General features: G+C 51.8%; 15 protein-coding genes and 1 other RNA gene. 3 read left to right on the top strand and 13 right to left on the bottom strand.

The genetic code is table 11. The annotated features are described in order from the left end of the window. Positions 1-255: 255 nt before the first annotated feature. From aroA to HMPREF2609_RS06695, 3 genes are all read left to right on the top strand, one after another. On the top strand, positions 256-1,674 hold the full coding sequence (gene aroA, locus HMPREF2609_RS06705) for a 3-phosphoshikimate 1-carboxyvinyltransferase (RefSeq protein ID WP_080974374.1): 1,419 nt from the start codon (positions 256-258) through the stop codon (positions 1,672-1,674). Further along, positions 1,653-2,795, top strand: coding sequence for a ribosome small subunit-dependent GTPase A (rsgA, locus tag HMPREF2609_RS06700; RefSeq protein WP_048755187.1), 1,143 nt, complete (start codon positions 1,653-1,655; stop codon positions 2,793-2,795). Before aroA ends, rsgA begins: the two co-directional genes overlap by 22 nt. 82 nt (positions 2,796-2,877) lie before the next feature. Further along, positions 2,878-3,690, top strand: coding sequence for an inositol monophosphatase family protein (locus tag HMPREF2609_RS06695; RefSeq protein ID WP_048755186.1), 813 nt, complete (start codon positions 2,878-2,880; stop codon positions 3,688-3,690). A 136-nt stretch (positions 3,691-3,826) separates the two neighbouring features. Here the strand turns inward: HMPREF2609_RS06695 and HMPREF2609_RS06690 are convergent, their stop codons facing one another. From HMPREF2609_RS06690 to HMPREF2609_RS06630, 13 genes are all read right to left on the bottom strand, one after another. Further along, complete coding sequence (locus tag HMPREF2609_RS06690; RefSeq protein WP_239664788.1) at positions 3,827-4,486, bottom strand: hypothetical protein; 660 nt, start codon at positions 4,484-4,486, stop codon at positions 3,827-3,829. A 211-nt stretch (positions 4,487-4,697) separates the two neighbouring features. Then, positions 4,698-5,071: a transfer-messenger RNA gene (gene ssrA / locus HMPREF2609_RS06685) on the bottom strand. Positions 5,072-5,305: 234 nt separating this feature from the next. Beyond that, positions 5,306-6,541 (bottom strand): DUF4190 domain-containing protein, encoded by a 1,236-nt coding sequence (locus HMPREF2609_RS06680; protein ID WP_070535953.1) that lies wholly within the window; start codon positions 6,539-6,541, stop codon positions 5,306-5,308. 228 nt (positions 6,542-6,769) lie between these two features. Beyond that, complete coding sequence (locus tag HMPREF2609_RS06675) at positions 6,770-7,246, bottom strand: DUF4190 domain-containing protein (protein ID WP_070535950.1); 477 nt, start codon at positions 7,244-7,246, stop codon at positions 6,770-6,772. 208 nt (positions 7,247-7,454) lie between these two features. After that, positions 7,455-7,949, bottom strand: a complete 495-nt coding sequence (smpB, locus tag HMPREF2609_RS06670; RefSeq protein WP_013397398.1) for an SsrA-binding protein SmpB — start codon at positions 7,947-7,949, stop codon at positions 7,455-7,457. A 15-nt stretch (positions 7,950-7,964) separates the two neighbouring features. Then, the gene (gene prfB, locus HMPREF2609_RS06665) at positions 7,965-9,092 is read right to left on the bottom strand and encodes a peptide chain release factor 2 (protein ID WP_070535947.1); all 1,128 of its coding nucleotides are present in this window, start codon (positions 9,090-9,092) and stop codon (positions 7,965-7,967) included. 68 nt (positions 9,093-9,160) lie between these two features. Next, a complete protein-coding gene (locus HMPREF2609_RS06660; protein ID WP_070535945.1) occupies positions 9,161-9,631 on the bottom strand; it encodes a pilus assembly protein TadG-related protein in 471 nt (156 codons plus the stop codon). 10 nt (positions 9,632-9,641) lie between these two features. After that, the gene (locus tag HMPREF2609_RS06655) at positions 9,642-10,004 is read right to left on the bottom strand and encodes a pilus assembly protein TadE (protein WP_246825608.1); all 363 of its coding nucleotides are present in this window, start codon (positions 10,002-10,004) and stop codon (positions 9,642-9,644) included. A gap of 133 nt (positions 10,005-10,137) precedes the next feature. Further along, positions 10,138-10,548 carry a TadE family protein gene (locus HMPREF2609_RS06650; RefSeq protein ID WP_080972560.1) on the bottom strand — a complete coding sequence of 137 codons (411 nt, stop codon included), beginning with the start codon at positions 10,546-10,548 and terminating at the stop codon, positions 10,138-10,140. Between the two features lie 4 nt (positions 10,549-10,552). Further along, positions 10,553-10,753 carry a hypothetical protein gene (locus HMPREF2609_RS06645; protein ID WP_239661921.1) on the bottom strand — a complete coding sequence of 67 codons (201 nt, stop codon included), beginning with the start codon at positions 10,751-10,753 and terminating at the stop codon, positions 10,553-10,555. A gap of 80 nt (positions 10,754-10,833) precedes the next feature. Beyond that, complete coding sequence (locus HMPREF2609_RS06640) at positions 10,834-11,766, bottom strand: type II secretion system F family protein (protein WP_004005017.1); 933 nt, start codon at positions 11,764-11,766, stop codon at positions 10,834-10,836. After that, positions 11,763-12,617, bottom strand: a complete 855-nt coding sequence (locus HMPREF2609_RS06635; protein ID WP_048753735.1) for a type II secretion system F family protein — start codon at positions 12,615-12,617, stop codon at positions 11,763-11,765. The genes HMPREF2609_RS06640 and HMPREF2609_RS06635 overlap by 4 nt, the downstream gene beginning before the upstream one ends. Next, a complete protein-coding gene (locus HMPREF2609_RS06630) occupies positions 12,617-13,879 on the bottom strand; it encodes a TadA family conjugal transfer-associated ATPase (protein WP_048753734.1) in 1,263 nt (420 codons plus the stop codon). Before HMPREF2609_RS06630 ends, HMPREF2609_RS06635 begins: the two co-directional genes overlap by 1 nt. Positions 13,880-14,092: the final 213 nt, after the last annotated feature.

Below are 14,092 nucleotides of genomic sequence, written 5' to 3'. Positions count from 1 at the left end.
TCGCGGCATACTACGGCGAGGAGAAAACTCGACTACCGGGTTTCTCCTCGCTATTCTTCTATAAACCCGCATAATATTGTGTGTTCACCGCGAAAAATGATACACCGTTTTACCTGGATTCTCACCCGTTTGGGGTACCCACCCGGTAGAATGGTTGAAGTGTATGGGCGCGAAGAAGAGCGTCCTCAGGTACAGAGAACCGGCGAGTTCCAGCGCAAACACCAGACAGATTATGGGAGGCAGAGAGTTATACCGATGAGCGAATTGAGTACGGCGCAAAATACCATGGCACATGCATGGGAAGCCCCCACGTACCGGGGTGCGCCTGGGATGAGCGCACGGATGCGCATCCCCGGCTCCAAATCGCTCACCAACCGTTACCTGCTCCTCGCGGCTCTTGCTGATTCTCCCTCACGGTTGCGTGCTCCCCTGCATTCGCGAGACTCAGCCCTCATGATTTCCGCTTTAGAGGCACTCGGAGCCCAGTTCGAGCGTATCGAGACAGGTTCGGAGTTTGGTCCTGATCTTCTCATAACCCCTCTAAATCTTGCTTCGGCTCCCCCAATGGTAAAGATTGATTGTGGACTTGCGGGAACGGTCATGCGTTTTGTACCCGCTCTTGCTGCTTTGATTCCGGGTGATTACAACTTTGATGGTGATCCACAAGCCCGCAAACGGCCGATGGCGGCGCTCTGCGATGGTCTGCGTCAGCTAGGGGCGCGTATTGAACGATCGGGCAATGATTCCGTAGATACCTTGCCTTTCACTCTGCATTCCCCCGGACTTGCGGCCGCATCCGGTACTCCCGCAGAGATCTTTATTGATGCTTCGGCTTCATCGCAATTTGTATCTGCTCTGCTCTTGATTGCGCCTAGGCTTCCTCAGGGGTTAACGATTCGTCACCGGGGAAACGCCGTGCCTTCGATATCTCATATTGAGATGACCCTGCAGACCCTCCGTGACTTGGGGGTACGCGCCGAAGCCGTTGCTGATGAATACGCCTGGCGTGTATTCCCAGACACTATTTCCGGGTTTGATGTCACGGTTGAACCGGATCTTTCTAACGCTGGTCCTTTCCTTGCAGCTGCGATGGTAACGGGCAACTCAGTGACTATTCCCGATTGGCCCGCTCCTACAGCAGACGGTTCCCCCGGAACAACGCAGGGAGGTGATGAGTGGCGTACCATTCTGCCCCGTTTAGGCGGTGCCGTTGAATTCTCTAATGGTTCGCTCACAGTCACCGGGCCCGAAGATATAACCCGGCTTTCCGGGGTCGAGTTTAACCTACAGACTGCAGGCGAACTCGCGCCCACAGTTGCCGCTCTCGTTGTGCTTCTTGACTCCCCGAGCACTCTCACTGGCATTGGGCACCTGCGTGGGCATGAGACTGACCGCCTCGCGGCTCTCGTCGCTGAGATTAACCGTTTGGGCGGGCTTGCCAAAGAAACAGCTGACGGTATTCGCGTTCTTCGCCCCGTTCGACGTCTGCCTCAAGACTCTCCTGTGACGGTACAGACCTATGAAGACCATCGAGTAGCAACGTTCGCGGCGGTTATTGGACTTCACGAACCCGGAGTGCGCATCGAAAACGTTCAGACAACCGCAAAAACACTCCCACAATTCACAGCGCTTTGGCAAAAAATGCTTTCGCAATGGGAAGGAGCGCGCTCGTGAATCCATCCCGAAACCGGTCTTTCGACGAGTGGGATGAATCCGACGTTCGAGTTCGCCCCAATAAAAAGGGTTCTCGACCCCGCACTAAGGAACGCCCCCGGTACAAGCATGCTATACGCGGTCGCGTCGTCACCGTCGATCGTGGTCGGTGGTCAGTAGTTGTCGATGAAGGCACCCCACAGGAGCGGACTCTTATCGCGGCACGGGCACGCGAATTGCGCCGTACCCCCATTGTCACTGGAGACTTTGTAGATGTAGTCGGAGATATATCCGGCGCAAAAGACACCCTAGCGCGCATCGTTCGTTTGGGAGAGCGTTCTTCGGTACTGCGCCGCAGTGCCGATGACACAGATACAACCGAACGTGTGGTGGTGGCCAATGCAAACCAGCTGGTCATTGTGGTTGCTGCTGCGAATCCGCAGCCGCGCACAGGTTTTATCGATCGAGCCGTCGTTGCCGCATATGATGCCGGGATAGAGCCTATTTTGTGCATTACAAAAACCGATGTTTCTCACCCTCAGCAACTACTCGATTATTACAGTGCCTCCGGGCTAAAAATTGTACTCTCGGGGTCAGCTGACGGTCGAGCCCCAAGTGAGTCTGGAGCCGAGGGTCTTCTGCATGCCCCCGTTCATAAGCTTCTCGAAGAGCTTGTGGGTAAGGTATCTGTGCTTCTCGGGCATTCGGGGGTAGGTAAATCTACTTTGGTGAATGCACTCACTGGTGCGGACCGTGCGACTGGGCACGTTAACGCCGTTACGGGGCGGGGTCGTCATACATCTTCGTCAGCTCTCGCCTTACAGCCCGTATCCACGCCTGAGCTTCATGTACCACCCGGAACCTGGATTATCGATACTCCGGGTATACGTTCTTTTGGACTGGCTCATGTTCCGCCGGAGCAGATTGTACAGGCATTCCCCGATCTGGTTCCTGGCGAGCAGGACTGCCCTAAGGGCTGTCATCATACGGCTCAGGCAGTAGACTGCGGTATAAATACTTACGTGCAGGCGGGTAAAGCGGGAGCTAGTGGCGCGGCGCGTTTGGATTCATTGCGAAAACTTTTGCAGGTTGTTCCTGATGAAGAAGCTGATTCCGATAAAGAGCTTGGGGCACTCGTGTAATCGCTCGTATCCTGTACATAAGTACCCAAAGACATAGACCATAGACCACACACGGTAGCATTTGACGACTGATGAGAGATTCATGAACTTTACGACGTCATACACTGATGATTTGAGGCTGGCGCATATCCTGGCGGATAACGTGGATCGCGTCAGCATGTCCCGGTTTAAAGATCTGTCTTTTACCGTGGAACACAAAAGCGACGGCACTCCAGTGACCGAGGTGGATCGTGAGGTCGAGGAACTTCTGCGTGCACAGCTCTCGCGGGTGCGTACACGCGACGGTATTATCGGTGAAGAGCTAGGATCAACAGGTACGGCTGCCAGGCAGTGGGTTATCGATCCTATTGATGGCACGCAGAATTTTGTGCGTGGTGTTCCGGTGTGGGCCACACTCATCGCTCTCCTCGATCAGGGTGAACCGGTTATGGGTCTTATATCTGCCCCGGCGTTACAGCGACGGTGGTGGGCTGCACAGGGTACGGGCGCATACGCTGGTAAATCGCTAACTCAGGCTACACGACTTCAGGTTTCGAGTGTCCCCACGCTCTCTGGAGCCTCGCTCTCCTATGCCGAGTTCAAAGGATGGGAGGGGTTGGGACTCGAGCAGAGTTTTCTCTCGCTAGTCCATGCGGTTAACCGTTCCCGTGCCTATGGTGATTTCTGGTCATATTGTCTGGTGGCCGAAGGGGCTGTTGATATTGCTTGTGAAGCTCAAGTTGCGCTCCACGATATTGCCGCGCTAGTTCCGCTTGTGCATGAAGCAGGCGGAACCTTCACAACAGCAACTGGTGACAATGCAGTAGCTACAGCGCAGGCAGAAGGTACCGCCAGTACTTTGGCTACTAATGGAACCTTGCATCGTTCTGTGATAAGCCACCTTACGCCCGAGTAACCATTCGGACCCTGTGGTAAGGGACGGCGAAGCCCCGGCGGGCCACCAGATTTATGCGTGATAATCCCATCGGGGCTTTTACATAGGCTTTGGCTTTGGTGCACGGGTAAATATGCACGTGTTGGCAGGCTAATTTCTAGGAAATCGCAAGAAGGTAGAGGAAGAAGTTTCCAACTATTCCTAAAGCTCCTAAGGCTCCCATGATGATGCCAAGGGAGGCAAAGGCGCGCATCCTGCCCGTCATGGGGGTAATACGTCCTTTATTCACAGTAAAGGAAAAAATTCCCAGCCATATTGATATAACTATAGGTACCAACGCTAGAAGCATGGTATTTGAGATTGTCGTAAACTCATAGGCACCATAGCCCATAGAGTCGTAGTCGTCGTGGAGTATGGCGATCCCCAGTACCTGAAAGCCACTAAATCCGGTAAGTACGAGTCCACAAAGCGAAGCAGCAAAAGAACCTATCGAGTAGAAATATCCAGGTCCACGAATTTCGCCGGTAGGTTCCCCGTAAGGTCGCCTGTCCTCGGGTGGAACCTCATATTGGCGAGGAACCCTACGGTAGCCAAAGTCGTAGGCGGCAGCCACGTTTCCAACTGGGGGTACGGCTTGCTGAGCCTGAGGATGAGACGCTCCATCCGTTGCTGAAGCATAAGCCGCCAATGGCACGTCTGAAGCTGCAGAATTCTGCATATCGTGACCCTCCTGTAGCGTTGGAGCTTCGACTTGAGGATATGATGCCTGAGGTGTGTTTGAATCTGGCATAGGATCCTGTCGCGGGTTTTCTGTCATCTTTTTCTCCATACGCGCTGAGTCTTCTTTCTTGATATTACGTTATTCCGGGCTGAAAATCATGCTCTTGCGGCTTTAGCCGTTGCATACTTCCCATATTTTGTTCGGCGCGAAAAAGGCCAAATATAACTGAGCCGCCCACCAGCGATTCTGCTTGTGGGCGGCTCAGTTATCAGGTTTGGGTTTTAGTTCCCTGCCCCTTTAAGGGCTTTTGTGGAGATGCGGGGAATCGAACCCCGGTCCGATGTGGCTTCAACAGGGCTTCTCCGTGCGCAGTTTGTGAAAGCGCTATTTCTCGGCTCCGATGTTTGCACAAACACTTACATCGACAAACCTATTCGTAATAAAAGTCCCATCAGCCCCTACGACGAGGGCTAACAGCAGTGGCCTTTTAAGTCGATGCCGGGTTCTGAGCCAAAGGCATGCTCAGACCGACAGACTGCAACTCGCGCTTAGGCAGCGAGTGCGAAGTCAGTGCGCTTAGATTTTGCACTTATTTTTTTGCAGAGGGCGTTAACGAGATAACCCTGCGTCCTCGGCACGCTTCACCCATCTCAACCCACATCGTCGAAACCGATCATCCCCCTATACTTTTATCAAAAAGCACCATCTACAAACGTTCTCTTCATTGCCCTGAATGTACACAGTACCGTTCGCGATGGTAATGGTTAATTATATCAAGGGGTCTGTCTCTACACAACCACCAGGTTCTTTTACTACCAACACACCAGCATTATTTTACTTATGCACAAGGGGGCGGAACACATCCGTAACGAGATGCTCCGCCCCCTTCATTCAGCGAAAAACCGCTACCTGCCGCTACTGAGCAGGAACAGTCATACGGCTATCGGGGTTATCCCCCACCTGGCAGACCTTGTTGCCGTTACCATCCGGAGTACCGACCTTCTGGCATTCCTGAAGAGTCTGCTGCCCCAGCACAAAAAGGATAGTCGCGATAATAGCTACGATGATACCCACGCCACCGGTAATAATACCGGCGATGGACATTCCCTTACCCTTGCCCAGCTGACGTGACTGGCGAAGCCCCAGAGCGCCCAAAACAATAGCGCCAATACCGAGCAGACCTCCGACGATGAACCATCCGCTCACAATGGCAAGCACACCAAGTACCAAGGAAATAATTGCCATAACCGGAGCGGCCTGCGAGGGACCGCCTGCGTTCTGAGCATTTGCGTCAAACTGAGAAGAACCGTAGGCGGGCTGCCCATACTGCCCCTGCTGGTTCTGGGCACCATAATAGTTTTGATTCTGACTTGTGTATCCCGAATTTACAGCTTGGTTCTGGTATCCGCTCGTCTGCGAGTAAGAATTCTGTTGACCGTAGCCCTGCTGAGCATTTTGTTGTGCAGGTTGGGAACCAGAAGTTCCGTAGGGGGCCTGCTGCTGTGGCTGAGCGTAGGAAGAATTTCCGTTATAAACAGATGATCCGCTCTGCTGCGTCTGAGCAGAGCTCTGACCGTAGCTGTTCTGCTGTGGAGATCCCTGTTGCTGGGCGTTCTGGTATCCCGCAGAATTTTGGTAATTCTGTGCCGAATTACTATTCTGCTGGCCAGAGTTCCCCTGCTGAGAGTAATTCCGTGATTCCTGGGTCGGCTGATATTGGTTGTAACCTTGTGCCGAATTATAACTCTGCTGTGAGGCGTAGCCCTGTCCTGAAGCATTCTGCCCAGTCTGCGAAGAATGCTGGGGTGCAGAATGCTGTTGCTGCCCCGAAACCATGTTCGAGGAGCTAGAGTACTGCGTGTTATAGGAGGGCTGCCCTGCTGATGGAGTAGGCTGCTGATTTTGTGCCTGATCACCGTAGAAAAGATGCTGATTGCCCGAGCCCTGTTGCGGCTGCTGAGGGTACTGCTGCTGGTATGAGTTCTGAGCACCATTGCCCTGGTAGTTCCCCTGCTGGGAACTATTACTCTGGGGAGCCTGCCCCTGATATTGCTGTTGCGCTTGTGAACCCTGATTTTGAGAGTTCTGATCTTGACCAGGCTGTTGCGACTGCCCTTGCGGCTTGTTCTGACCGTAAAGGTTTTCTGACATGCTTTACTATCCTTTGTCTTCGGTGAGGCCGTCGGTTATCCCGGCGTTATTGCTGAGTACCAACTTTCATTATACGAACTTTTATATCGAAAACCATTGGTTACAACACCCTAAACTTCATAAAAATTAGGATGCTCTATCTCACCTATTCCACTATCCTTGAAACACAAACGTGTGGGGTGGGTAGCTTTTTGAGCTACCCACCCCACACGATGAACAATAACTTGGCTACCGAATAGAAGTAGTCCCATCGGTACGGACAGTCATCTTCTGTCCGTTAATCGAACAGGTGACAGAACCGTCACTATTCTGTACACCAGTATTCTTGCAGTCCTGAACCATCATCAAGGTGATAATGACAAAGATAAGAACCACGGCTGATAATATAAAGCCGATAGCACTAGTAACAACACCACCGATAGCCATACCCTTACCACCGCCGGTACCTTTGCTGACCTTACGGAGCGCAATAATGCCAAGGATCAGACCTACAAGGGCAACAACGATAGTGACGAAGCTTAAAGGGATAGCCCCAACTATACTCACAATACCCAACACCAGCGAGGCAATCGCCAAGCCAGCAGGGAGCTTCGTCGGAACGTAACCGGAGTAAGTATTTCCTGCAGGCGCAACGGGTGGCGCAGCAGGAACAAATTTCGGTTGCTCGGGCTGTCCTTCAGAGCGACCGGGTGTATTCTCAGACATAAAACTCCTCCATATTTCTGTCTGTTGTGTTGTCGCATACTTACACGTCCCATCGAGTAAATACGCGTTTATGTCTTGTTAGTAAGTATATCCTACATATGCATTAATGGTGCAGATTTCTAGCTAAAACAGCTAAGTCTTGATGTCCCCTAATGGCAGTGTTTCAGAGGCATCAACCAGTAACGCCCAACTCATCTAGCCTAGATAACTATCCCAAGTTGCGGTACCGCATAGCACGTGCCGCCTCCAAATTATCCTGCCTCTCACGCAGCGCCTGACGCTTATCGTACTCACGTTTACCTGTTGCCAAGGCAATCTCAACCTTCACACGCCCACCGCTAAAATATAGCTTGAGGGGCACCACTGTATACCCGGTTTCTTTAAGTTTCTGCTCTAACCGGTTAATCTCTGAACGATGCAGTAACAGCTTACGGCTGCGGCGTGCCGAATGATTCGTCCACGTACCATAGCCATACTCAGCAATATGAATACCTTCCAGCCAGAGTTCGTGATCCTTCACATGGCAGAACCCGTCAGTGATAGAGGCTCCCCCGTCGCGCAGAGATTTCACCTCTGTTCCTAAAAGAACCATGCCCGCTTCATAGGTGTCGACAATATTGTAGTTATGTCGTGCTTTCTTATTCTGCGCAATAATCGAATTATTCGGGTCCGTTTTAGAGCCTTTTTTCTTTTTCTGAGCCATGATATTCCTTATGTATTAGCCTTCGTTAACACGGCGACCGGAGGCGCGCCAACGAATGCCCTCTTCAATAAATCTGTTGAGTCCCCCATCAAGCACGCTTGATGTGTTGCCTTCCTCATATCCGGTACGCAGATCCTTCACCATCTGGTACGGATGGAGCACGTAGGATCGCATTTGATCGCCCCAGCTTGCTTTAATATCACCCGCCAGCTCTTTCTTTTTGGCGTCCTCCTGCTCTTGACGAAGCATAAGTAAACGCGATTGCAGCACGCGCAGAGCCGCAGCCCGGTTTTGAATCTGCGATTTTTCATTCTGCATTGACACGACAATACCCGTCGGAATATGCGTCATACGCACCGCTGAGTCCGTTGTATTGACGGATTGACCACCCGGCCCAGAGGAGCGAAATACATCAACCTTAATCTCAGACTCGGGGATCTCAAGCGCATCGGTCTGCTCGATCAGAGGAATAACTTCAACCGCAGCAAATGAGGTTTGCCTGCGCCCTTGATTATCAAATGGAGAGATACGTACTAGCCGATGGGTGCCCGCTTCAACAGAAAGGCGGCCAAAAGCGTAGGGCGCGTTGACCTCAAAAGTTACGGATTTCAGCCCTGCTTCTTCAGCATACGAGGTGTCCAGCACCTTCGTCGGATAGCCATTCTTTTCAGCCCACCGCAAGTACATGCGCAAAAGCATCTCTGCAAAATCTGCCGCATCCACACCACCCGCGCCTGAACGAATCGTTACAACAGCCTCACGCTGATCGTACTCACCAGAGAGCAGCACCAACACTTCAAGTTCATCCAGCTTCTTCCTCAGCTCTTTACACTCGGCTTCAGCCTCCGCCAATAGGTCCTCTTCGGATGATTCATCTTCGGTCTGTGCTAGCTCGACCATGACCTCAACATCATCAATACGAGACGCTAAGTTCGTTAGACGATTCAGTTCAGCTTGCTTATGGGAAAGCGCGCTTGTTACCCGCTGAGCATGCTCAGGATCATCCCAAAGCTCAGGTGCTGAAGCTTGCTGAGACAGATCTTCAAGAGCGCGCTTGATACCCTCAAGGTCACTCACCGCAACAATTGAGGCGTATATGGAACGCAGATCCTTAATCTCAGCCGAAAAGTCGAAAGATGCCATAGCATTTAAGACTAGCGTGAATCATGCGGAAAGTCCCGCCGAATTACCTTACAACGCTACAGGCACATTTACTTTTCGTCCTTCTGTTGCTGGTGGATGCGGGCGCGAGCCTGAGCCTTCACCTCAAAACCATCAGGAACCACGGCCGAAACGATCGGAGGATGAATCCTAGCACGTAACGTGACATGAACAGTACGGTCATCGCTAATCTGCACCGAGTCTACTTGCAAGTTCACGAATTCGTGAGAAGCTCCACTCTCCTCCAGATATTTGGCAGCAAGCTGCCTAGCTTGAGCGTTGTCTGCAGATTTATCGGAATATTCCGAGAATCCATGTTCTATAGTTCGTGCAATAGAAATGGCTTGCGCATCCGCAAGGTCTTCGAGTCTGTGGGTTTGTACGTGAGCACCCGTGACCGCTAAAGTCACTGATGCTATCAACAGTACCAAAGCGCACATACCAACGATGAGCGGGCTAATGCTCCCCTCATCATTATCACCGTCACGGCTCTGAACGGCATGAATATACGAAACTACCATCTAATTTTCCTTACGGAGTTTCCCGGAAAGCGGATGAAGCAGCAGAGCCTATCTCAGCCTGTCCCCAGGTCACTGATTGTGAGGATACCGGGATAACGCTTGCTCCTAACCCCTGCGGAATTAGGGGAAGGTGTGCATTTACCTGAACCTGGACTTTAATACTCTCTCGCGCGCTACACGACCCTGAACAGCTCAAAGATACCGAGATATCAGATTCTGCAACCCCAAAATCGCGTGCCACAAGCGCGCTCAAACGTTGAGCCTGTTCCTGCGACATCGAAGTCTCAGGCGGCAGCTCCTGAATATATTGAGCTACCTGCGCGCTTGCGGCGTGCGCCCCCAAGATCGAAGCCTGCACTGAAAAAATCGTCAAGACCCCATACATGATAGGGAGCAGCAGCGTAACACCGAGCCCGAGAAATTCAACAATTGCGCTTCCGCGCTCATGTTCATGATCGGTATTCTCTGAATCCTCTGCACGAGTCCGCAGACACAGCGCCAGGTTTCTAAGACTGAATATATGCAGCATGACCACTTACCGAAATAGAACCTGGGAACCCCCATGGCCCCAGTACTGGCAAAGGAGCAGTAACGTGAACCTCAAGAATACGAATTCCAGACGGATCAACATACACCGACGTATGAACATCTTGCGCATAACTCTCAGGCAAGTTCCCCCGAATAATCTGCTCTGCTCGTTCCCGACCTTCCTCAGGGGTGCGATCATACAGCGTGCCGTAGCGAGCGCCCGCGCTTGCCGCATCCAATAGAATATTGCGCGTGTAAAACGCATAGGAAACCTGCAAAATTGCGACGGTCAGCAGTACTAAGAGAGCAGAAACCATCACGAACTCGGTACTGGCATCCCCTCGTTCTGATGGCGGTGCTGCAAGCTCTTGTTCTTGATGTCGGCTCATACGACTAGGGACGAATAAGCGCGATAGCATCGTTAAACATCTTGATCAAAGCTGGTTGGGCAATAGCTAAAATCGCGGCGACCAAGATGGCGCTCATCATGGTAATCATGACCCATCCGGGTACATCTCCGCGTTCTGGGTCGTCTTGCAAGCCTCTATAAGAGGTAAGCAGGAAAGCAATACCGGGAACAGACAGAAACAACATACGAAGTCGAGTAAACATAGTATTTTCCTTATGTGATTGGACTGTTATGGAACCCACCTTAACGGCGAGGTTATGATGTGCTAAAACGCAAGTTTCATCAGTGAAAGACCGGGGAAAATCGCAAAGACTACGGTCAAAGGCAGAATTAAAAATACGACAGGCGCCAACATGGCGATCTCCTTTTTCCCGGCTACTTCGAGAAGCTCGCGTTTCGCGTTGTCGCGCACATCTTGGGCCTGTGCCCGTAGAACATCTGCCAAAGGAGTACCGCGTTCGATGGCTACGGCTACACCATCGACAAATCGGCTAAGGGCTGGAATTTGTGTACTCTGTGCGAATTCGTTGAGCGCCGCCAGTAGGCTGGATCCAGCTCGCGTTTGCGCAAGAATATCGTTAAATTCTCGGGCCAATTCCCCGCGAGAAGTACGGCAAATGCGCTCCAGGGAAGCAAGAGCAGATTCACCCGCAGCCACCGAAAGCGCCATCATCTCTGCAAGCGCGGGAAACTCCGCAATGAGCTGTTTCTCACGACGTACAATAATCTGACCCAGCCACCAGTCTCGCGCCAGAAAACCGGTAACACCACCCAGGATAATGAGCATCAGGCCGCTCCAGAGTGACAATTGGTTTTCCAACAGCCCAATAACGCTCAATACTCCTAAAAGAGCCACCGAACTAACCGCCCAGAGGATTTGTTCGGCACGAAAAGCACTTACAGTCTGATCACTTCCCGCGCGGCGCAAGCGAGCAGCAAGGGCTTCGTCCCTAGACTCTGTAGAACGTACCCGCCCTAGGAACGACTGCATCATAGGTTCCAGGAACGAATAAAGGGCATCTAAAACGCTAGTTCCTGAGGCCTGATTCTCACGGTGCAGGGATTCGCGTATCGAAACGGAGCGCATCTGCGGCGCAATACGTTCTCCAAAGTTCGGCCCACGTCTCTTACGCAATGAAGATGCTATGAGCATTACACCAAACGCGAAGAAAAGCCCGAAGATAATAGCAAAGTTCATGCAAAAACCCTCCTTTCTTGAGGTAGCGCCCCAATACGGAGCATGATGCGGTACGCGATTACCGACAGTCCAGCACCCGCGAACATAAGAACGAAACCGGCAAAAGAGTTATAAATATTTCGAACCGCAGGCTGTGTGGCCATCAGCATCAGTACTACCCATGGAGCAACACAGGCCAACCGGGCGGCGTTGACAGTCCAAGATTGGCGTGCTTGAAGTTCTGCTCGGGTACGCGCATTTTCTCGTAAGAAATTACTCAATGTGCCCAGTAGTCGTCCCAAGTCACTGCCGCCGACTTCACGTGCTATTTTGAGTGCTTCAACGATATTATCGGCGACTGGATCAGCAACATATTCCTTAAGCCGATTCAAGGAAGCTACAAAGTCACCGGTTGCACGATAATCCGATCCAAAACGTGCAAAAGCCTCTCGAAGTTCATAAGGTCCGCGGTATGAAAGCTGGATAAGAGCCTCTGGCAGTGAAAGCCCAGCACGAATAGCCGATCGTAAGTGATCAACGGCATCCGGCCAGAGCTGCCAGAGCTTACCCTCACGTACTTTCGCACGGTGATTTACGACCACGCGAGGCATGATGAAACCACCTCCCATCCCTAGGAAGGCGAAACTCCACAGCCCGGTCAGAGCGAAAAGAAGCACTCCTGCTAAAACCCCACTGAGGATACTCACTCCGGTAAAAGCCGAGGGAGTAATAGTGTGCATCCCAGCTTTACGAAGAGTTACCGCTATCTTCGGTTCCCGTCCAGTCTTGACGGCTCCTTGCGGCATGCTCCAGCATGACCACCATACGAGGAAAACCCCGATCCCCATTGCTAAGCCATAGATAACACCCATTAGCGTCCCACCTTTGCTGCTGCTAATACTTGATCGGGCCGGTGTCCGGCGCGAACCCATTTTTCGGGTGTTGGGATTTCTAAGGCTACGCACACCATTTCACCTTGTTGACGGGTAAAAAGCGGTGACATCTCAATGACGCCGTCTTCTACACGACCGCCCAGCATATAGATCTCTTCTACCTGACGATGCCCGTGGGCGTCGCGGCCACAATGAATTACGAGGTCGAAACAGCTCGCTACGGTGGGCACCACGAAGGCGGATGAGATGTTGTCTCCTGCCAGCAACGGAAGAGTACAAATTTTAGTGACTGCATCCCGTGCAGAATTCGCGTGAATAGTACACATACCCGGTAAACCCGCGTTAAGAGCGATGAGCATATCGAGGGATTCCGCTTCGCGGACCTCGCCAATGAGTAGTCGATCCGGTCTCATACGCAGAGCCTCTTTGACGAGGCGGCGAAGAGCTATTGCGCCTTTACCCTCTAGATTAGGCTGTCTGCATTGCATTCCCACGACATCACGCAGAGGAATAGAAAGCTCAAAGATTTCTTCACAGGTCACCACCCGTTCACGCGGCGGTATAGATGCTGCCAAACAATTTAGCATTGTGGTTTTACCCGCTTGAGTAGCCCCGGACACTAAAATATTGACTCCGCTTTCGACAGCAGCGTGTAAAAACGATGCGGCTCCCGCGCTCAGGGAACCAAGCTTTACGAGGTCGGGAAGACGTTTGGCGCGCACCACAAATTTACGAATGTTGAGGGAGGTGTGGGCTCTCGTAATATCGGGAATCACGGCGTGCAGACGAGATCCATCCGGTAACGAAGCATCGACGAAGGGAGATGATAAATCGACACGTCGTCCCGAAGGCTTAAGCATACGTTCCAAGAGCTGTTGAATAGCCTCATCGCTAAGGTGCAGCCCTGTCAGTTCACTCTCGCCAGCACGAGCCACAAAGATTTCATCGGGTGAATTGATCCAGATTTCTTCGACCTCTTCATCATCAAGATAAGGCTGAAGCGGGCCATATCCACAGAGATCGTTACGCAGCCGATGGATAATCTCTTCGACGTTCTCAAGAGGAGGAAGGGAAGCGCGTACCATCCGTCTTTCGTAGGCGGAAACAGTACTTCTAATGAGCCCTTCGACGGCATCCTGTGACGTGTAAGGGTCAAGGTCTCCGTCGCGAATCGCATCACGGATCTCGGCATCGAGCAGAGAATAATAATCTGGCACGACAGCAGATCTCGGGGTCTCCATTGTTGTTCTCCCGGTGAAGTTTAGTGTGGTTGGTATTCTCAACGCTCTCTTAAATCAAAAATTTCGCGTTGATGTCACAATATATCCACCGGAAAACATTCACCAAAACTACATATATTTTATGCGTAATGTTCCTCGAATAATTTCTGACTCTCCTGCTAAGACTTATAGGGCTGTCAATTAATGCGTAGACGGGGTGAGGGGAGAACAACC

This window comes from Rothia sp. HMSC058E10, assembly GCF_001809415.1.
Lineage (GTDB): Bacteria > Actinomycetota > Actinomycetes > Actinomycetales > Micrococcaceae > Rothia > Rothia dentocariosa.
Note: the sequence above shows the minus strand (reverse complement) of the source record. Positions and strands in the feature narration are given on the sequence as shown.